This window comes from Singulisphaera sp. GP187 (assembly GCF_900129635.1).
Lineage (GTDB): Bacteria > Planctomycetota > Planctomycetia > Isosphaerales > Isosphaeraceae > Singulisphaera.
On the sequence record NZ_FSRB01000001.1, the window covers coordinates 1,066,735 to 1,085,683 of the forward strand.

The 18,949-nt window shown below is 62.6% G+C and carries 15 protein-coding genes; 6 read left to right on the top strand and 9 right to left on the bottom strand.

Annotated features, from left to right (window positions below; all coding sequences use genetic code 11):
• Window positions 1-27: 27 nt before the first annotated feature.
• The 6 genes from BUS42_RS04255 to lysS form a co-directional block, all read right to left on the bottom strand.
• Window positions 28-561 carry an NUDIX hydrolase gene (locus BUS42_RS04255; RefSeq protein ID WP_074305540.1) on the bottom strand — a complete coding sequence of 178 codons (534 nt, stop codon included), beginning with the start codon at window positions 559-561 and terminating at the stop codon, window positions 28-30.
• Between the two features lie 296 nt (window positions 562-857).
• The gene (locus tag BUS42_RS04260; protein WP_074305542.1) at window positions 858-1,313 is read right to left on the bottom strand and encodes a universal stress protein; all 456 of its coding nucleotides are present in this window, start codon (window positions 1,311-1,313) and stop codon (window positions 858-860) included.
• Window positions 1,314-1,332: 19 nt separating this feature from the next.
• Window positions 1,333-2,196 (bottom strand): branched-chain-amino-acid transaminase, encoded by an 864-nt coding sequence (gene ilvE / locus BUS42_RS04265; protein WP_074305544.1) that lies wholly within the window; start codon window positions 2,194-2,196, stop codon window positions 1,333-1,335.
• 84 nt (window positions 2,197-2,280) lie between these two features.
• Window positions 2,281-2,991, bottom strand: a complete 711-nt coding sequence (locus BUS42_RS04270; RefSeq protein WP_074305546.1) for an ABC transporter ATP-binding protein — start codon at window positions 2,989-2,991, stop codon at window positions 2,281-2,283.
• 38 nt (window positions 2,992-3,029) lie between these two features.
• Window positions 3,030-4,427 carry an ABC transporter permease gene (locus BUS42_RS04275; RefSeq protein ID WP_074305547.1) on the bottom strand — a complete coding sequence of 466 codons (1,398 nt, stop codon included), beginning with the start codon at window positions 4,425-4,427 and terminating at the stop codon, window positions 3,030-3,032.
• 104 nt (window positions 4,428-4,531) lie between these two features.
• Window positions 4,532-6,007: a lysine--tRNA ligase gene (gene lysS, locus BUS42_RS04280; protein ID WP_074310673.1), complete on the bottom strand. Its 1,476-nt coding sequence runs from the start codon at window positions 6,005-6,007 to the stop codon at window positions 4,532-4,534.
• Window positions 6,008-6,145: 138 nt separating this feature from the next.
• Here lysS and BUS42_RS04285 point away from each other — a divergent pair, with 138 nt between their 5' ends.
• The gene (locus BUS42_RS04285) at window positions 6,146-6,538 is read left to right on the top strand and encodes a VOC family protein (protein WP_074305548.1); all 393 of its coding nucleotides are present in this window, start codon (window positions 6,146-6,148) and stop codon (window positions 6,536-6,538) included.
• 307 nt (window positions 6,539-6,845) lie between these two features.
• On the opposite strand, the gene BUS42_RS04290 is transcribed toward BUS42_RS04285, so the two are convergent.
• On the bottom strand, window positions 6,846-7,079 hold the full coding sequence (locus BUS42_RS04290) for a hypothetical protein (RefSeq protein WP_074305550.1): 234 nt from the start codon (window positions 7,077-7,079) through the stop codon (window positions 6,846-6,848).
• A 9-nt stretch (window positions 7,080-7,088) separates the two neighbouring features.
• On the bottom strand, window positions 7,089-7,328 hold the full coding sequence (locus BUS42_RS42510) for a hypothetical protein (RefSeq protein WP_143206240.1): 240 nt from the start codon (window positions 7,326-7,328) through the stop codon (window positions 7,089-7,091).
• Between the two features lie 254 nt (window positions 7,329-7,582).
• On the opposite strand from BUS42_RS42510, the gene BUS42_RS04295 reads away from it, so the two are divergent.
• The 3 genes from BUS42_RS04295 (at window position 7,583) to BUS42_RS04305 (ending at window position 9,390) form a co-directional block, all read left to right on the top strand.
• A complete protein-coding gene (locus BUS42_RS04295) occupies window positions 7,583-7,915 on the top strand; it encodes a hypothetical protein (protein ID WP_074305551.1) in 333 nt (110 codons plus the stop codon).
• A gap of 106 nt (window positions 7,916-8,021) precedes the next feature.
• Window positions 8,022-8,684: an ISAzo13-like element transposase-related protein gene (locus BUS42_RS04300; RefSeq protein WP_074305553.1), complete on the top strand. Its 663-nt coding sequence runs from the start codon at window positions 8,022-8,024 to the stop codon at window positions 8,682-8,684.
• Entirely contained in the window at window positions 8,626-9,390 is a 765-nt protein-coding gene (locus BUS42_RS04305) for an ISAzo13-like element transposase-related protein (RefSeq protein ID WP_159452161.1), read from the top strand. Before BUS42_RS04300 ends, BUS42_RS04305 begins: the two co-directional genes overlap by 59 nt.
• Before the next feature lie 143 nt (window positions 9,391-9,533).
• Here BUS42_RS04305 and BUS42_RS04310 read toward each other — a convergent pair whose 3' ends face one another.
• Window positions 9,534-10,760: an IS4 family transposase gene (locus BUS42_RS04310; RefSeq protein WP_074305559.1), complete on the bottom strand. Its 1,227-nt coding sequence runs from the start codon at window positions 10,758-10,760 to the stop codon at window positions 9,534-9,536.
• Between the two features lie 338 nt (window positions 10,761-11,098).
• On the opposite strand from BUS42_RS04310, the gene BUS42_RS04315 reads away from it, so the two are divergent.
• Together BUS42_RS04315 and BUS42_RS04320 are read left to right on the top strand one after the other, a co-directional pair.
• Window positions 11,099-13,306, top strand: a complete 2,208-nt coding sequence (locus tag BUS42_RS04315) for an Ig-like domain-containing protein (RefSeq protein ID WP_074305561.1) — start codon at window positions 11,099-11,101, stop codon at window positions 13,304-13,306.
• Between the two features lie 8 nt (window positions 13,307-13,314).
• Window positions 13,315-18,909, top strand: coding sequence for an Ig-like domain-containing protein (locus tag BUS42_RS04320; protein WP_074305563.1), 5,595 nt, complete (start codon window positions 13,315-13,317; stop codon window positions 18,907-18,909).
• The last annotated feature ends 40 nt before the right edge of the window (window positions 18,910-18,949 follow it).

The window sequence follows — 18,949 nt, forward strand, 5'->3', positions numbered from 1 at the left end:
GGGTGGATCAGGATGACGGCTCGCCGATCAGGTTCGGTTGAACCGGGTGCAAAACAGGATGGCCAGCATCGTCTTGGCATCCACGATCCGCCCGTCACGGACCATTTTGAGGGCCTCAGCCCACGCAACGATCACCGGTTCCAGACGTTCATCCGGCTGGTGTTGCGTGGGGCCTGGCTCGAGATCCTCGCAGAGGTAGAGGTACATCCGCTCGGTCATGACGCCTGGCGAGACGAACCATTCGGCGATCCGGGTGATCTTGCCCGCGCGGTAGCCGGTCTCCTCGCTCAATTCCCGAGGCGCGGTTTGATCGGGCGATTCCCCAGGATCGATCGTGCCCGCGGGAACCTCGAGCAACGTCGTCTCGACCGCGTAGCGATCGTTCTTGACGAGGCAAACATGCTCGGCATCAACCATCGGCACGAGCGCGACCGCCCCCCGGTGGACGACCACTTCTCGCTCGGCCTTTGAGCCGTCGGCGAGTTGGACTTGCTGGAGCGCCAGGTCGATCTTGCGACCGTGGTAGATCACCCTGCGCTCTGAGGGCAGTGGGTTGGACATGTCTCTTGACCTTTGATTGGCCGGGCGATGGAAGCTTGTCGTTTTGGTTTCAGCTTGTAGCCCCGAAGGGGCGACCGTTCCTAGCCAGGGACGCAAGCCCCTGGGAAACATTTGATATATTAATGGCATGCAGCCCCGTAGGGGCGACCGTCAAAGCCGGCACACCCGTTTGACGGCCGCCCCTTCGGGGCTGCAAAAGCAAATCTTAGATTTGATCTCGTCTTATTTCCAGGGGCTTGCGCCCCTGGCCAGGAACGGTCGCCCCTTCGGGGCTGCAACGAAATCTCTGGAAGAAGTCAGCGCCCTTCCCGGTCGCGGATCGTCAGGACGGGGCAGGGGGCCTCACGGACGATTCGTTCGGCCACCGAACCGAGTAGGACGTGGCTCAGGCCGGTGCGGCCGTGGGTGGCGACCACGATGAGGTCGATCGCTCCCTCGCGCGCGTAAGCCACGATCTCCTCGACCGGTTCGCCCCACGTGACCGAGGTCTTGACGGCCGAGGGGCGTCCCCAGTCGGGTTCGAGCGTCGTCTCGAGCGCTGCGAGCGATTGGTCCTTGGCCTCCGTGTAATACTCGGGAGGGAGCACGGGCGTCAGCATCGGGTCGGGCCCGATGGGCACGATGTCGGACAGGACGTGCAGCAGGTGGAGCTCCGCCCCGAGCCGTTCGGCCAGGAGGCAAGCATACCGGACCGCCTTCGCGGCATGCTTGCTAAAATCCGTCGGAGCCAGGATCGATCGGATCTCAATCACAGGCTTGGATCCTTTGTTTTTACGGTTCTTCGCGAACCAGGGAGTGGAACCGGCGCAGCAGGTCGAGCGTGACCGGTCCGGGCTTGCCCAGGCCGATCGAACGGCCGTCGCATTCGACCACGGGAATGACCTCGGCGGCAGTCCCGGTCAGGAAGCATTCATCGGCCGTGTAGATATCGTGGCGATCCATCGAGCGTTCGACCACGGTGATCCCGGCGGCTCGTGCCAGCTCGATCACCGCGTCGCGGGTGATCCCTTCGAGAATCCCGGCGTCGATCCCAGGGGTCAACAGCTCCCCTCGGCGGACGATGAAAATGTTATCGCCGGTGCACTCGGCCACTTCGCCCTTGTGGTTGAGCATCAGGGCCTCGAGGCAGCCGGCGTTCGTGCCTTCGATCTTGGCCATGATGTTATTGAGATAGTTGAGCGACTTGATCCGGGGATTGAGCGCGCTCGGGTGGTTGCGCTGGGTGCCCGCGGTGATGATTTTCAGGCCGTGCTCGTAGAGTTCGGCCGGGTAGAGGCTGATGGCGTCGGCGATGATGATGATCTGCGGATCGGTCGTCTTCCGCGGGTCGAGCCCGAGGCTGCCCGAGCCGCGTGTGACGACAGCGCGGACGTAGGCGTCGTCCAATCCGTTGACCGCCACGGTGTCGACGATGGCTTTGGCCATCGCTTCCTGCGAGATCGGGATCTCGAGGTGGATCGACCGCGCCGACTCATAGAGGCGCTCGACGTGCTTGGTCAGGCGGAAGACGCGTCCCGAGTAGGCGCGGATCCCCTCAAAGACGCCGTCGCCGTACAGTAAGCCGTGATCGTAGACGCTGATCTTGGCGTCGGCCTTGTCGTAGAGCTTGCCGCTGATATAAATTTTGAGGCTCATCCGGATGGCACTCCCGCCAAGGCACGTCTCAGGGACCGACCCCTTGGAATCATCATAAAAAAAGGGGGCCCCCGCGCCTTGGTCTCAGGCGATCGCGGGGGCCCATTCCTCGATCCGCCCCTCGGCGAGCCGAACGACCCGATCGGCTTGGAGGGCAATCTGAGGGTCGTGGGTGACCATGATCATAGTGAGTCCGCGCTCGCGGTTCAAGTCGCGGAGCAACTCGAGCACGCCTTGCCCGGTCGCTGCGTCAAGGTTGCCCGTCGGCTCGTCGGCCAAGAGCACCTCGGGCCCACCGGCCAGCGCCCGTGCGATCGCGGTCCGCTGCATCTCGCCCCCGGAAAGTTCGGTGGGTAAGTGGTTGAGGCGGTGCCCCAGACCCACCCGTTCCAGGAGGGCGGTCGCCTCGCGGCGAATCCGGACCCGTTGCCCCAGGTACGACCAGAGGCCGTGGCGGATCAACTGGGGCATCATCACGTTTTCGAGCGCCGAGAGCTCGGGGAGCAGGTGGTAGAACTGGAAGATGAACCCGAAGGTCCGGTTCCGCAGCTCATCACGGCGCCGATCCGACTGGTTGTCGATGCGCTGGCCGTCCAGCGTGACCGAACCCGCGTCGGGCGAATCGAGCAGGCCCATGACGTGCATGAGCGTGCTCTTCCCCGAACCGCTGGCGCCGACGATCGCGACCAGCTCGCCGTGCTCGACGTCCATATCGACGCCATGGAGCACGGGAACCTGATTCTTCCCCTTGCGATAGCTCTTTTCGATCCCGACGGCCGAGAGATGAGTCGCCATCCTATTGATTCCCCTGGAATAAGTGAGTCGGCTGGTTATCACTCGAAACGAAGGGCACGCACGGGATGCAGTTTGGATGCCCGCTGGGCCGGCCAGACGCTCGCGGCCGCCGCGATGAAGAGCGCTCCGCCCACGATCCAGAAGACGGTCCAGGGCTCGACCAGGGTCGGGATTTCGTTGAAGTAGTAGATCGAGTCGTCAAAGACCTTGTGCCCGGTCACCTTGCTGAGCCATTTTTCGACCGTGTTGATGTTGTGGACGAACAAGAGGCCGCCGGCCATGCCGACCCCGCTCCCCACGGCCCCCAGGAGCAAGCCATAGCCCAGGAAGATCCCGCGGACTCCCGAGGTCGACGCCCCCAATGCCTTCATCACGCCGATGTCGCGGGTCTTCTCCACGACGATCATCGAGAAGATCGCCAGGATGCCGAAGCCGGCCACCGCGATGATGAAGAAGAGCAGCATGTTCAAAATGCTCTGCTCCACGGCGACGGCCGAGAGGAGCGGCCCCTGCTTCTGCTCCCAGGTCGAGACCCGGAAATACATCGGTCGCAAGTTCTCAAGCGCCGTCTGGATCGTCGTTTTCAAGACGTCGAGATCGACTCCGGGCTTGACCTTGATCTGAATCTGGTTGACCGCGCCTCGGCCGCGTTCGTCGACCAGGAGCCGGACCTTCTGGAACCGCTCGAGGGGGACGTAGATGTGGGTGGAGTCGTTCTCGCTCATGCCACTTTTGAAATAGCCGACCACGGTGAACGAGTCGTACCCGGGCTCGGGTCGTTGGCTTGCCTTGGGATAGACCAGCCTGATCTGATCACCACGTTTAAGGATGAAGTCATCCTTGCCGTTGCGATGAACCGTCCCCATCGCCCAGCCGAGGATCGCGCCGTCGTCGCTGACTTGCTCGCGCGAGTCCGCGAGCAGCGCCTGGTTGATCGCGCTGTTGGGGTCCCCTTCGATGACCTGGCCGGCGGGGGAGGCCGCCAATCGCAGCGAATCCGGCACGTCGAACGACGGTTTGATCCGTTCCCCTTTCTCGTCGACCAGGTACTCGGCAAAGTCACCGGTGCGCGCTCGTTCCATCGGCCTGACGCCGAAGACTTGCACCTGCCGGGTAAACTTCTGGCCGCCATAGTGGAACTGCATGAAGCCATAGGTTTCCATGGCGGGCGCCATCGCCTCGACCTGGTCGCCGGTGACCGACTTGATCCGTGCCATCACCTCCGCCGAGTCATAGAACCCGTTCATGTCGTATTCCGACTCGACGACGATGTCGGCGAGGACTCCATGGAGCCGATCGCGCATCTTCTCGGAGAAGCCGGCCATGACCGAGTTCACCACGATCATCGTGGCGACGCCCAGCATCACGCTGATGACGCTCGCCAGCGCGATGTACCGGGTGCGCAGATATCGCCAGCACAGCAGATATTTGTACATGTCAGGCGCCTCCGTTCGCCTTCGGATTCGACGTGATCGACTCGATGGGGCGTGCTCCGCACGCCGGTTGTCGGGTCGGCGCTTCGCGGGCGCCCGTCATTTGATCAAGACGACTGCGGCCTCATCAACGGGAACAAGATCACCTCGCGGATGCTTGAGCAATTCATGAGGAGCATGCAGAGCCTGTCGATCCCGATTCCGAGGCCACCGGCCGGCGGCATCCCGTGCTTCAAGGCGCGGATGAAGTCGTCGTCCATCTTCGCCATGGAATCCTCTTCCTTCTGCCCGGCCAGTTGGGTCCGGAAGAGTGATTCCTGCAGGATTGGGTCGTTCAACTCAGTGTACGCGTTGGCCAGCTCCATCCCTTTGACGAAGAGCTCGAACCGCTCCGCGACCGCCGGGTTGCTCGCCTTTCGCTTGGTCAGGGGGCAGATCGCCGCCGGGTAGTCGATCACGAAGATCGGCCCCTCGAGCTGGTCTTCCACCAACTCCTCGAAGATCTGATTGGTGACGACGTCGGGGTCTTTGCCCGCCGTGCTGATCCCGAGCGCGGTGGCCTTGGCGAAGACGGCCTCGAGGTCGGTCGCGTCGATCCCGGCGTGCTCGAGGATCAGGTCGGCGTAGGTCCGTCGCGGCCAAGGAGGCGTGAAGTCGATCGTGGCTTCGCCCCAGGGGCGTTGCAGCCCGCCGCCGAGCGATTCGATCGCCCCGCAGATCAACGCTTCGGTCAGATCCATCATCGAGTGATAGTCGCCGTAGGCCTGATAGGCCTCCATCATCGTGAACTCGGGGTTGTGCTTCGGGCTGATCCCCTCGTTCCGGTACACCCGACCGATCTCGAAGACACGTTCCAGGCCGCCGACCAGGAGCCGCTTCAAATAGAGCTCGGGGGCGATCCGCAAGAAGAGGTCGAGGTCGAGCGTGTTGTGGTGCGTGATGAACGGGCGAGCAGCCGCGCCGCCGGCGATCGACTGCATGGTGGGGGTTTCGACTTCGATGAACCCGCGCCCGGCCATGACGGTGCGAAAGGCGGCGACGATCTTCGATCGGCCCAGGAACGTGGCCAGCGATTCAGGATTGCTGAACAGGTCGACGTACCGTTGCCGGTGGCGCTGCTCGAGGTCGGTCAGGCCGTGCCATTTTTCGGGAGGAGGGGAAAGGCTCTTGCCCAGGAACGTGAGCCCGGTCGCGAACACGGTCAGCTCGCCGGTCTTGGTGTAGCCGAGGGTGCCGTCGACTCCCAGCAAGTCGCCCAGGTCGAGCAATTCGGCCAGGCTCCATCCCAGGTCGCCGACCTGCTTCTTGCCCAGGAAGATCTGGATCCGCTCGGTCCAGTCGCGGATCTCGAGGAAGTTGACCCGGCCGCCGTCGCGGCGGAGCATGATCCGACCGGCCACGCGTACCGCGGGCCCGGGGTTCTCACTCTGGTGAGGCCCTTCCGGCACCGGCAGTTGGCGTACGTCGGCGATCGCTTGCTGGCCGTCGAACCGCGTGCCCCAGGGGTCGAGCCCCAGCGCCTCGATCTTCCGCAGTTTCTCGAGCCTGACCGCTTCAAGTCCCTCGGGCGCGTCGTCCGACATCAGCAAACCTTGCATTTCTTCAGAGAGAATAATGAGGCAAACTTGAGCCAAATTGTATTCAACCCCCAACTTTGGTCAACGCCAAACGAGCGGAGGCCTCGCTCGCATCCCGATGCACCCCGTGCGAGAATGCCCTGGATGAACGACGAGAGTGGTCCCATCGAGCTTGCATTTCCCGAACTCCAGGTCGCCGACTGGCCGCGTGCCGTCCGCTGGTACGTCGAGGTCCTGGGGCTGCGCCTGGTCCTGGAGGACGTCGCCAACCAATTCGCGTTGCTGGAGGCAGGGGGGAGCCGACTCGCACTCAAAGCAGGGGGGGGCGGGGTTGGGGAGACTCCGACTGTTCGCCTGGTCTTCCGGGTGCGGGACGCCGACGCGGAGCGCGATCGTCTCATCACGCGAGGCAGCGAGGTCAGCCCCGCGCGGGATCATCCCGCCGAGTCATATCGGAGTGTGAGCCTCACCGATTGCGAACGGACTCCGATCACGCTCTTCTCGTGGCTCGATCCACCGAACTCAGCCCAAGCGTGAGTGCGAGGTTGATCGGATCGCGCCGGTCGAGCCGTGAGGCTTCTGAGTGCGATGGCGAGATGAAGAAGGGTGACCGGACGATCCGCTGGTGAGGGAGAGTGAGTCGGTGGCCACGCACCTAAGGTGAGTCGGTGGCCATGCACCTAAAGAGGGCAAGCCCGGAGGCTTAGGTGGGCTGCCAAGCCTCGCGGGCGGGTTCGCAGTTTTGCTAAATTTCCCGATTTTCCCAATTGAAATGCATGGCTACTGATGCTCGTTAGGAGGGGGGCCTGGAAAATTTATCGAGGCCAGCGACCAGGTCCCATCTTCACTGAATTCCCCAAGCTTCCCCCACTTGAAGTGCCTGGCTACTCTTAAACTCCCGCTCACCTTCAGCGGCAACCGTTCCTTCAACTACACCTCCGCTTCCGGCTTCGCCGGTGCCGACACGTTCACCTAGAGCGGCGATCAGTTCAGCCGAGATATCCGAACGTTTCGGATCCGTGGCGAGGACGGCAAGCCTGTCTGATCCCATCTGGCCGCCGAACGAATGGCTGAACATTCCGGCCGTTCAATCGGCTCGCGATACTACCATGTTGCGCACACGTTGGATTTTGAAAACAGAATCGCGCAATATCCCAAAGATTAATATTTTATATCGATTGACCAGATAGGTCGATGATGCAGATGGGATGTGCCAACGATGAATTTCAAGGTCTTTTTTCCCATAATTTGCATCATTTTCCTCAGTGGGTAATTGCAATCTTGCTGCCGCCATGGTTTGATTGGCCGCTCGATTTGACTTCAGCACGGGCGATCGATGAACTTGATCACCCCTCATCTGTGATACCTTGCCGCGGTGAAGAGGCCATGGCATGTCATCCTATTGAAATTCTCAGTGGCCATACGGTCGAGCGACGATGCTCTGGCACGGATCACTGAATTGATTATTAGATATGATCGAATAAATTATCGATGAGGGCGTGTCAGGCCTCGTCCGGTGTCATTCCTCGCGCCGCCCGGGCCGGAGGCGGACCCCTCACTACACCGAGAGTCCCCCCCCAAATGCTGCGCCGTCGATCCGCCGCCGAACGCCGCCAGGCTCGCCGTATTCGATCCCAGCGTAAGTACTTGCCCTCGGTCCAATCCCTCGAACAGCGACAATTGCTCGCATCCTCGATCATCGACGATGGGGACTCCGGCTTTGTCGCCAGTGGGAATTGGGTGCCCATCGCCTCCCCAGGCTATAGCTTTAACGATGACTTCCGCTACGGGGCCTCCGCCGGCACCAACGGCTCGTCCACCGCAACCTGGACCTTCGATAACCTGACTCCGGGGCAATACCTGGTCGCGGCCACCTGGGAACCCCTCATCAATCGCGCGACCAACGCCCCTTAGGCGACCGGTATCTGGAAATCTACCCGTGTTCGGAGTTATGCTTGCAAAAGCACGGTAGGGGAACACATCCAGGACTGTCAACTCTCCAGCACGGAGGTTCTTCAACATGGAAGGCTCCGCCGACCACATTGATGCACTGCTTCGCTCGGGGGCCCGACGACTCACCGGACATCAGCGCCGGCTCTTCCAGGCCGAGGTGACTACCAAACTTTGCCATGGCAGTGCCCGACTGGCCGAACGACGTTTCGGCTGGGGACGCGATACGATCGAGAAGGGACTGCACGAGTCCCAGCAGGGCGTTCGCTGCCTGGAGAACTTCGCCGCACGCGGTCGAAGGCGAAGCGAGGAGAAGGATCCGCGCCTGGCGGCCCTGATCCGCGCCGTCGTGGAACCCCACACCTACGCCGACCCAGGACTCCAGTCGTCACGTCGGTACACGAATTTGTCGGCCGCCGAGGTGCGCCAGGCTTTGATCGATCAGGGTTACCCCAAGGCGGAGTTGCCCAGCGAGCGCACGATGCGTGACATCCTCAATCGCATGAACTACCGCCTCAAGCGGATCCAGAAGGGCAAGCCACTAAAGAAGACCGAGGAGACCGACGCGATCTTCGCCCACGTGCAGGAGGTGCATGACGAGGTCCGTGGCGATCCCGAAGTGCTGGAGATCTCCATGGATACCAAAGCGAAGGTGAGCCTGGGCGATTACGTCCGTGGGGGGAAAAACCCGGACCGACGCGCAGGGCGTGGTGGCCAAGGGCTGGGATCATGACCCCCCGGCGAAGGAGAAATTGGTCCCCGTCGGCATCCTGAGCGTTGCGACCGGAGCATTGATGCTCATCTTCGGATGGCACGAGACCAGCGATGCCTGGGTGGATGCCTTGCAGATGTGGTGGCGTCAGGTCAAGCGGGCCCACCGATCGATCAAACGCCTGGTGATCTACCTGGACAACGGGCCGAAGAACTCCGGGCGGCGGACCCAATTCTTGAAACGGATGGTGCAGTTCGCCGACTGGTCAGGGTTGGAGGTGCGTTTGGTGTACTATCCTCCCTACCACAGCAAATACAATCCGATCGAACGTTGTTGGTCGGCGCTGGAGAAGAAGTGGAACGGAGTCTTGCTGAACAGCTTGGAGGTCGTTCTCCAATGCGCCAGGCGGATGACCTGGAGAGGGCGGCACCCGACAGTGAAATGCCTTGATGGCAATAGTGTTCGGCACTCCGTTTGCTGTGGGGGGGGCGATCCGAGCAACGGCAAGCCGGCAACCCGGGGAACTCCCCCTCAGAGCGTTTCACACGACCCTGTGGGGCGGGCGGGGGACCTGCGGCCCCAGTGGGCACGAGCTTTCGGCTTTGCTGGGGGAGGGACAGGGAGCTCACGCTCCCCACTTGCCTTTCGCACAAGCGAAACCAGCCACCAGGCCAGCGCATGCTCGCCTCCCAGGCGAGCGGGGAGCGTGAGCTCCCTGTCTTCCTGAAGCGAGGAAGCCTGGCCGACACGGCCGCCCCGCAGAGGCGTGCGGGACGTTCTCGGTGACCTGGGGCGAGCCGACGACTCGGGTGAACTACAAACCACCGCGCAGCAGCGAACACCGCGGACTTGGGAGTCGAGCCGCGGGCACTACGTCTCTTCAGATTTTAATTTACTAATATGGTCCAAGAGTTCCTCAAGGCTCGCCCAGCCTGCGAAGTACAGACAGATCATCTCGTAAGACCGGAGCGTCGGCTTGCGGCCCGTCCACAGGCTGATCAGCAGACACGCGATGATCGCGCAGTACGCCTGGATCTCGATCCCCTTGGGATGCGTACTCAGCAGGTGGCGACAGCCGAGCACGTGCTTGAAAAATCTAAAGAAGAGTTCAATTGTCCACCTGTGTCGGTAGATGTCAGCGATCACCTCGGCGGGAACATCCAGGAGGTTCGTGGCGATCCGCAGCACGCCGTCGCTGGGAGGACCGGCCGTGCCCCCTTTGCGGCCCCCACGCTTGGTGTGGGGCGTCGTTTTCACCAGAATCACCCGCACCCGATGGGCCGGCCGCTCGTCGGGCTTCTTGGCGGCGCCGAGGTCCACGATGAAGTCGCGGAGGACGTCGGCAGCCGCGGCTGTCGCCGAGACCGGGCGCTCTTCGATGACCGCATTGAGGTTGCTGTTGTCGCGGATGCGGCAAACATAGCTGCTCCCCGCGGCCACGATGTCGTTCCAGAGGGTGAACTGGGCATACCAACGGTCCAGGACGTAGCAGTGGTCGGACTGCAAGGCGGCGCGGAGTCGGTTCTTCTCGTCGTTATGGCCACTGTTGGCAGCGGCGCTGACCTCGATCCGGGTGGGGACGTGGCGGTCGATGGCGAAGTGGGTGTGGAGTCGCCAGCCGCTGTGAGAGCCGCCGTTCTTGTCGTTCATGAAGGCGGCCTCGGCGATGGTCTTGAGCGTCTTGACCACGCTGCCATCGACGGCCGTCAGGGCATGGGCGAGGTGGCCGCCGCGCACGTCGCGGACGGGCTTCACTTCGGCGGCGAGGGACTCGATGATGCCGCGCAGCCGCTCGGGTTCGAAGACCTCGACGGCCTCGGAGAGCGACCCCAACGAGGCCCGGGCGCAGCCGAGCTTGCGCTGCACGTTGTTGAGTGTGCTCGCCTGTTGCAAGGATCGCAAGGAACGGAGGACTGGGTTGAAGAGGAAGAGTAAGACGAGCATGCAATACTGATCGTAATGCAGGCTGCGATTACCGGACCTGTCGCGTTGGCAGCCGACATCGTGGAGTTGGTCGAGCAGCGGCAGTAACCGCTCGACGTACTTCAACCCCTGGAAATCTCGGGGTTTCAGAGGTTTTGCTGAGCGTTTTGCCATTCCCAAGGCCCTGCCAAAATGACGGCAAGATGCACTTGAGTGGAGAAGGCGCAAATTCTGTGCCGAAAGTCCTTGCGAAATCCCCGTTTTCGGCCCTTGAGGGCAAGATTGGCCTGGGTGGAGATGGCGCAAATTTCGTGCCGAACACTATTGCCTTGATGGCCATTATCCAAACGGTATTCGAGTTCCCGCCAAACAAATGAAAGCGTACGAGGCTCGCCTGCAACGCTCAACGGCACTGCCCAAGTACGACATTATCATCAAGCCAAAAACAGCAGATATACAGGTAAAGTAATTCCTGCCGGACGCCTTATACCATCCTGGATGGGGCGACGACCGTGGGGACCGCGACGGTCAACCAGCGGTTGGCCCCCGGCGACTTCAGCGATTCCGGAGCGTCGTGGCGTGGGTTGGGGATCTACACGGTCACCGGCGACAGCCTCTCGGTCCGGCTGACGGACCTGGCCGATGGTTATGTCATTGCCGATGCCATGCTCCTTGAGCGGGTCGAAGGGGCGCGGGCCGAAGTGTTCGACGGCCCGACCCGTGTCGCCGATGGGATGGGCAAGTCCAACTTCGGCGTGACTGCGATCGGCCAATCGCTGGTCAAGACCTTCACCGTCCGTAACTCGGGCACCGCCGATCTGCATCTGACAGGGCCGATTGCGTTACCGACGGGGTTCAGCCTCGAGGCGAACTTCGGCGCCACGACGCTGGCCCCCGGCGCCTCGACCACCTTCGCAATCCGCTACGGTGCGGCCACTGCCATGGCATCGGGTGAGATCGCCTTCGACACCGACGACGCCGTTCAGGGTCGCTACAGCTTCAATGTCACCGGGGCGACATCGAAGGGTGGCAAGGTCATCGACGATGGGGAGTCGGGCTTCGTCGCGACCGGGAATTGGGTGTTCGTCGCCTCGAACTATAGCTTTCGCGACGACTTCGGCTACGGCGCCTCCGCCGGCACCAACGGCTCGTCCACCGCAACCTGGACCTTCGAGAACCTGACTCCGGGGCAATACCTGGTCGCGGCCACCTGGGAACCCCTCATCAATCGCGCGACCAATGCCCCTTATACCATCCTGGATGGGGCGACGGCCGTGGGGACCGCGACGGTCAATCAGCGGTTGGCCCCCGGTGACTTCAGCGATTCCGGAGCGTCGTGGCGTGGGTTGGGGATCTACACGGTCACCGGCAACAGCCTCTCGGTCCGGCTGACGGACTTGGCCGATGGTTATGTCATTGCCGACGCCATGCTCCTCGAGCGTGTCGGGAACGTTCCAATCGCTGCCAACGACTCGTACACCATTGGCCACGACCACTCGCTCGATACGTCACCTCTCGCCTCCCAATTCGGCGGTTTCACCGGTAGCAGGCGGGGTGTCCTCGACAACGACTCGACTCCAGCAGGACGCGAATTAACCGCCACGCTGGTTTCCGGGCCGGGACATGGCACCCTCGGATTCAACGGTGATGGGACCTTCACCTACACGCCCAACGCCGGCTACATCGGCGTCGACTCATTCACCTACCGCGCCAACGACGGCCTCGCCGACAGCGAGGTGGCCACCGCCACGATCTCCGTCACCGAGAACGCCCCGGTCGCGGTCGGCGATCGCTACTCGCTACGTCACGACGACACGCTGACGATCACGGCTGTCGACACCGGCGACTACGGCCCTCCCATCCCCAGCGGTGTGCTTCTGAACGATTCGGACGCCGACGGCGACTTGCTGACCGCGGTGCTAGTGGCGACCGTGCAGCACGGCACGCTCGCCTTGAACGCCAACGGGACGTTCACGTACACGCCCAACGCCGGCTATACGGGCACCGACACATTCACGTATCAGGCCAGCGACGGCCTTCAGGCCAGCGGTGTCGCGACCGTCACCCTCACCGTGAGCGACCAGGCGCCGACCTCCGTCGATGATGAGTACAACGTGGGACACGACCGCGTCCTGACCGTGTCGGCGGGGGCCGGCGTGCTCGCCAACGACGACCAGGCCTTCCACGATCTCTTGACTGGTACGCTGATCGCCGGCCCGTACCATGGGTCACTGAGCTTCAACGCCGACGGTTCCTTCACCTACACGCCGACGGCCACCTTCGTCGGCGACGACAGCTTCACCTACAAGGCCAACGACGGACTCAACGATAGCGCGGTGGCCACCGCGACGATCCACGTGATGGAGCATGCCCCGGTCTCGCGGAGCGACAGTTACACCATCGCGCATGACCATGCCTTAGTAGTGAACGGAACCGGCGTGCTCGCCAACGACAACGACGCCGAGCGCGATCCATTGACGGCCATCCTGGTGGCAACCGTGCAGCACGGCACGCTCAGCCTCAACTCCAACGGCTCGTTCACCTACACGCCGGAGGCCGGCTATTGGGGACCCGACAGCTTCACCTACAAGGCCAATGACGGCACCCTGGACGGTGCCATCACGACCGTCTCCATCGCCGTGACGGTGTTGGCACCCATCGCCCGAGACGATCTCTACACGATTTCCCACGACCACACGCTCACGGTCGGGGTGGCCTGAGCGGCGTCTTGTTCAACGACACCGACCCCGACAATCACCCCCTGACGGCCGTGCTCGTGACCTCGACCCAGCACGGCACCCTCACCCTCGGGGCCGACGGCTCGTTCACCTACATACCGGCCGCCAACTATGTCGGCACCGACGCGTTCACCTACAAGGTCACGAACGGAACGGCGACCAGTGTCCCGGCAATCGTGACGATCCAGGTCATCGAGCAGGTCCCGACGCCCGTCATCGACGGCTACACGGTCGGCCACGACCGCACGCTCGCCCTTCCCGCCGACAGCGGCGGCGTCTTGGGGAACGACACCGACGCCGACGGTGACGGGCTTTCGGCCGTGCTCGTGACCTCGACCCAGCACGGCACCCTCACCCTCGACGCCAGTGGCACGTTCACTTATACGCCGGCCACCGGCTACGTCGGGACCGACACATTTACCTACCGGCCCAGCGACGGCCTCCTTGTCGGCGATGTGACCGCGGTGACGATCGTCGTGACCGAGCAGGCGCCTGTTGCACGCTCCGATCGCTATTCCCTGCCACGCGACCACACCCTCGACGCCACATACCGCGGCGTCCTGCTCAACGATACCGACGCCGATGGCGACACGCTCACCGCCACGCTCGTCGCCACGACGCAGCACGGCACGCTCGCCTTCAGCGCCAACGGCTCCTTCACCTACACCCCCGCTTCTGGCTACGCCGGTACTGACACGTTCAGCTACACCGTCAGCGATGGCCTTCAGGCCACCGCCGCCACCACCGTCACGATCACCGTCACCGACTTGCCCCCCACGGTCCAGAACCTCTCGTATACGATTCCGCCCGACCGGCCCCTCGGCCTGACCGCCGACAAGGGCCTCCTCGCCCGCGCCACCGACCCATATGGATATCAGCTCACGGCGGCCTTGGTCTCGTCACCGTCCCACGGGACGCTGACGCTCAACGCCGACGGCTCGTTCACCTATACGCCCGCCGCCGGGTTCACCGGCTCCGACACCTTCACCTACACGGTCAGCGATAGCCTGAACGCCAGCGCCCCAGCAACGGTTTCCTTCTACGTCGTCGACGAGCCGCCGTACGCCGGCTATGGGGGCGACGGCTTCGCGGTCAAGCCCGGCGAGACCCTGACCACGACGGCCGCCAACGGCGTGCTCTCCTTCGCCAGCGATCCCTACGGATACGAGATGACGGCGACGCTCGTCACGAATCCGGCCCATGGGACGCTGACGCTCAACCCCGACGGCTCGTTCACTTATACACCCGCCGCCGGGTTCACCGGCAACGACAGCTTCTCCTACACGGTCAGCGACGGCCTGAACACCAGCGACCCCACCTCCACCTGGATCAACGTCTCCGAGGACGCTTGGGGAGGCGACAGTGGCGGAGGAGGCGGAACCGAACCGGCCGACACGAAGCCACAGGCCGGAAGTGACGGTTACGAGATCGCCCCGGGACAGACCCTGCTCACTCCGATCGGCCAGGGAGTCTTGGGCAACGACAGCGATCCGGGCGGCCTGACGCTGACCGCGACGCTGGTGCAGACCACCCAGCACGGCACGCTGGTCCTCCATGCCGATGGATTGTTCTCATACTCGCCCGACCCGACCTACGTCGGCGACGACCACTTCACCTATCAGGCCGGGAACGGGACGGACGCCAGCCAGACCACCACGGTGACGATCACCGTCACCCCGCACGCGCCGGGGGGCCTGCTCGCCGGCGGCGTCGGGTTCCACGGCACGGGGCAAACCGCCTCGGTCGGTTATGGCGCGGTCACCAGCACCGGCAACCCGTGGGACAGTGAAGAGGAGAACAACGGCGACCCCGATGGTGGGATCTCCGACAACTTCGCGCCGACCTTCTCCGGGCCGGGACTCGAGGGGCCGGGCCAGTACGCCGCGGAGTTCCACGGCACCGGTTCCCAGGCCGCCTCTTACTTCGGATCGAACAACGTCGTACCGACGCAAGCCTCGTTCCGAGGCGGCTCCTACGGCCTGGGGGGCTACTCCAGTTGGGGAGGCTTCGGCTGGGGCTACGGCTGGGGCGGCTACTACGGCTTCGGCTACGGCCTCGGCTATGGCTTCGGCGGCTGGGGCGGGTACGGCTACGGCTACGGCTACGATTACGGCTGGGGCTGGGGCGGTTGGGGGTGGTGGGGCAACCCGTCCGGCTCCTACTCCTACGACGATGGCAACGGCAATTCCACGACCTGGACCTGGAGTTACTCCTGGGGCAGTGGCGGCTGGTCGGGAAGCGAAAGCCTGACCAACACCGTCTCGACCGACACCGTCGAAGGCCACTCCTCGAGCTCCTGGAACTGGTCCAGCGACGGCTCGAGTTCCAGTTACGACGCCCAGTCCGAGGGGTCCTTCAGCGTCGACAGCCACACCAGTTCCTCCTCCGCGATCGGCTCCGACGACTTCGAGCAGCACTCGACCTCCTCCTGGTCGTCGCACTACCAGTCCCAGGCCAGCTACAACTACGAGGACGGCACCAGCTCCCACAGCGGATCCAGCGACAGCCACTACGAATCGTTCGCCTCCTACATCCAGACCCACACGCAGTCGACCCAACAGGGTTCGGGCAGTTACACCCGCACCGGCCAGACCTCGCGCACCGACGACAGCAACAGTTCCGGCAGCGGCGGGTCCGACAACCAGGGCCACTGGAACGACACCTGGGACTCGACCTCGTCGTCCACCGGTTCGTCAGTCTACAGCGACGACAACAGCGGGGAGCGGTCCCTCTCCGCCGGGGGGACCGAGACCTACGCGACCAACCAGTGGTCCAACGACCAATACAGTCGTTCGAACTCCGACAACGGCTCGACGAGCGACGGCATCACCAACCGCACCACCGCGGCCACCGCCAAGTCTGGCGGCGAACGCGGCGGAGCCTCGTCCAGCACGCGGAAAGGGGTGCCCTTCGGCTCCTCCTACGACTGGGGCCAGAACGCTCAATACGTCGACGGTACGGAAGATGTCACGCAGAGCAGCGGCTGGTCCTACCACTACACGGATCGCTCCAGCAGCGGCTCGCAGACCTCCTCCAACGTAACCACCAGCTCGTCGGGTACGACCCACTCCGACTACGGCGACGACGTCTCGATCACCGACATCAGGGGGACCGACCTGTTCGGCGCGACGACCGTCGACGAATGGACGGGGCGGAATTCGCAGTACGACGGCTCGGAAAAGTATCATGTCCACAAAGAATACTCGGACCGATACAACAACAAGAGCTCGAGCAGCTCGACCAACGACGGTCAAGGCGGGTCGACGAGCCAATCCCATAACGAGCACACCGACCAGGGCGAGGAGGGCTGGTCCGCGAACGTCCAAGGAAAGCTGACATTCTCGATGACGGCGACCGACCCCAATACCGGGGACACGATCTGGGATATCGGGATTGAGAATTACGTCCAGGATCAAGCCATCGCCGCGACCTTCGCCAACAAGAATTCGACCGACTCGTCGTCAACCAACGGCTCGGGGAGCTATTCCAACGATTCCTCGCAGACCAGCGGCGGCTCGGACAGCCAGTCGCGGGGCGATCAGATTAGCCATCGCTATGGCTCAACATCAGAGAACCCGATGACCGGGGACATCAGCAACCTGGGCGGTTCGGGCACCTCCAACCTCCGCGTGAGCTACCGCGACAGCTACACAAACCGGCGGACGAGCAACGCCACCGAGGAAGGGTCGAGTTCGTCGTCGACGCACACCGACGAGGGTGAAGGCAAAGCGTCGTACGTCTCCAGGGGAACCGAGACGACGAGCACGATGTTGACCGACCCCTTGACGGGGGATTTCAGCAGCGATAGAGCCACGAGGAATTTCACCGAGAACGATCGCTCCACGGAGAGTTTTACCAACGAGAGCTCGGCGGCCACGAGTACAGACAGCAACTATGAGACTGACAGCTCAGTCAGTTCCTCGCACACGGACAGCGGCTCGAATACGACCAATTCATGCAATCAATATGCAAATTTAACGTTATTCATGTTGGGGAACGGCCAGGAAACAAACGTCGACTCGGGCAATTCCGACCACAAGGAAACCTCCAACAACGAATTCAGCGACGAAACGTCGGAAACTGTGACGAAACATAATGCCGAAGTCGTCTCCGTCACGAGAAGCGCCAGTCACTCCGACAGCGGCTCGGATTCTTCGTCGTTTCACGACCAGTGGACCAGCCAGTTGTCTACGGTTTCGAAGTACGGCCTGGCAACAGAAACTATTTCCGATTTCTACAATCGCCTCGATTTATTTACGAATCAACACGACAACAATTCATCTAACGACGAAGTGATTTCGGACGGTGAGATCGTCTCCGCGACCACGACCACAAGGCACTCCGACAGTGGATCAAACTCCTCCTCCTCGTCCGAGCAGGGGACCAAATCGTCTTCGGCCTCGTCGTCGGACGGCTCAAGCCTGAATTCCTCCACTCGCACGTTCACTGAGGAGAAGACATCGAGCGGTCAATCCGATAACCAATCCGCGACCGAGACCGTCTTGGCCCATGGAGAGATGGTCTCGGCGAGCCGCAGCATCAGTAGCAGCGACAGTGGCTTGAGCGACACGAGCCACCATGAGCAGACGACAGGCATCGTGGCCACTCCCACGTTCGCACTCACGCTGAACACAGCCTGGGACAGCAGTTCAAGCGATCAATACGACGATCAGAGCCAGCAGGTCGATAGTGACCAGGACGGCATGACGAGCAGCGCGAGCACCGAGAGTCACTCCGTGTCGAAGATCGAATCTTCAAGTGCGACTGAGAACGGCAGTTTCGAATTCTCATCCCCTACGGATAACGGCACGGAGAACGTTTCTGGGGTATTCACCATCAATGAAATCTCGAATGGCACCTGGATCGAAACATCGCAATACGAGAGCAACGACGACGACGGGGTGGTCACGGGAAGCATGACCACGAGCCTCGACCAAACCGGTTCCGATACATTCAATCAGTCGATTCAGGGCTCTTACACATTTGCCGGAATCAGCGCAGGTGAAAACAACCATGCTGGATCGGGCAGCTTCGTCCAGAGCGGCGGTACGACGAGCAGTTTCGCCCTCCACGACCTCTCAAGCATGACCATCGATTCCACGGGAGTGCTCAGCGGTACCGACGTCTCGACTTTGGACAAAAACGAGAACTGGACCAACAGCCGCCAGGACACTGTTGAACTCGAGACGGACGGCGCTGGCACCGACCAGGTCTGTCTCAATACTCAGGATTCAGGCACGCTCACGAGCCACGAGATGGATTCGATGGCCGGCACTACGGACGACTTCCAGGAGCATGTCAGCACGACCGTCCTGATGTCGGATACCGGAACCCTCTCAGGGAGCGACTCCGGGTCGAACTTCGAGGTGACCACGGCCGATGATTCCTCGCTGACGACGGTCGTGAGCGATCCGGCGGATGGATCCGACAGCGCGACGTTCAGCGGCGGCCCCATGACAACGCAATCCGGGACGCTGACACCCGGTCTCGCCGTGGCGTTCCAAGCGGCTCCGCTTCAAAACGGCATGCAGGCCGTTTTCGGGGCTCTGGGGATCACAGGTGGGCCCCCCCATCTTCGTTCGTAAACGGCAGTTCGGAAGGCTCATACAGCCTCTCGACGTCCTC

Excerpts from the sequence above, each read along its gene's own strand:
- BUS42_RS04255 (WP_074305540.1), bottom strand. The coding sequence starts at position 561 with ATGTCCAACCCACTGCCCTCAGAGCGCAGGGTGATCTACCACGGTCGC.
- ilvE (WP_074305544.1), bottom strand. The coding sequence starts at position 2,196 with ATGAGCCTCAAAATTTATATCAGCGGCAAGCTCTACGACAAGGCCGAC.
- BUS42_RS04270 (WP_074305546.1), bottom strand. The coding sequence starts at position 2,991 with ATGGCGACTCATCTCTCGGCCGTCGGGATCGAAAAGAGCTATCGCAAG.
- BUS42_RS04275 (WP_074305547.1), bottom strand. The coding sequence starts at position 4,427 with ATGTACAAATATCTGCTGTGCTGGCGATATCTGCGCACCCGGTACATC.
- lysS (WP_074310673.1), bottom strand. The coding sequence starts at position 6,007 with ATGTCGGACGACGCGCCCGAGGGACTTGAAGCGGTCAGGCTCGAGAAA.
- BUS42_RS04285 (WP_074305548.1), top strand. The coding sequence starts at position 6,146 with ATGAACGACGAGAGTGGTCCCATCGAGCTTGCATTTCCCGAACTCCAG.
- BUS42_RS04290 (WP_074305550.1), bottom strand. The coding sequence starts at position 7,079 with ATGTTCAGCCATTCGTTCGGCGGCCAGATGGGATCAGACAGGCTTGCC.
- BUS42_RS04295 (WP_074305551.1), top strand. The coding sequence starts at position 7,583 with ATGCTGCGCCGTCGATCCGCCGCCGAACGCCGCCAGGCTCGCCGTATT.
- BUS42_RS04300 (WP_074305553.1), top strand. The coding sequence starts at position 8,022 with ATGGAAGGCTCCGCCGACCACATTGATGCACTGCTTCGCTCGGGGGCC.
- BUS42_RS04310 (WP_074305559.1), bottom strand. The coding sequence starts at position 10,760 with ATGGCAAAACGCTCAGCAAAACCTCTGAAACCCCGAGATTTCCAGGGG.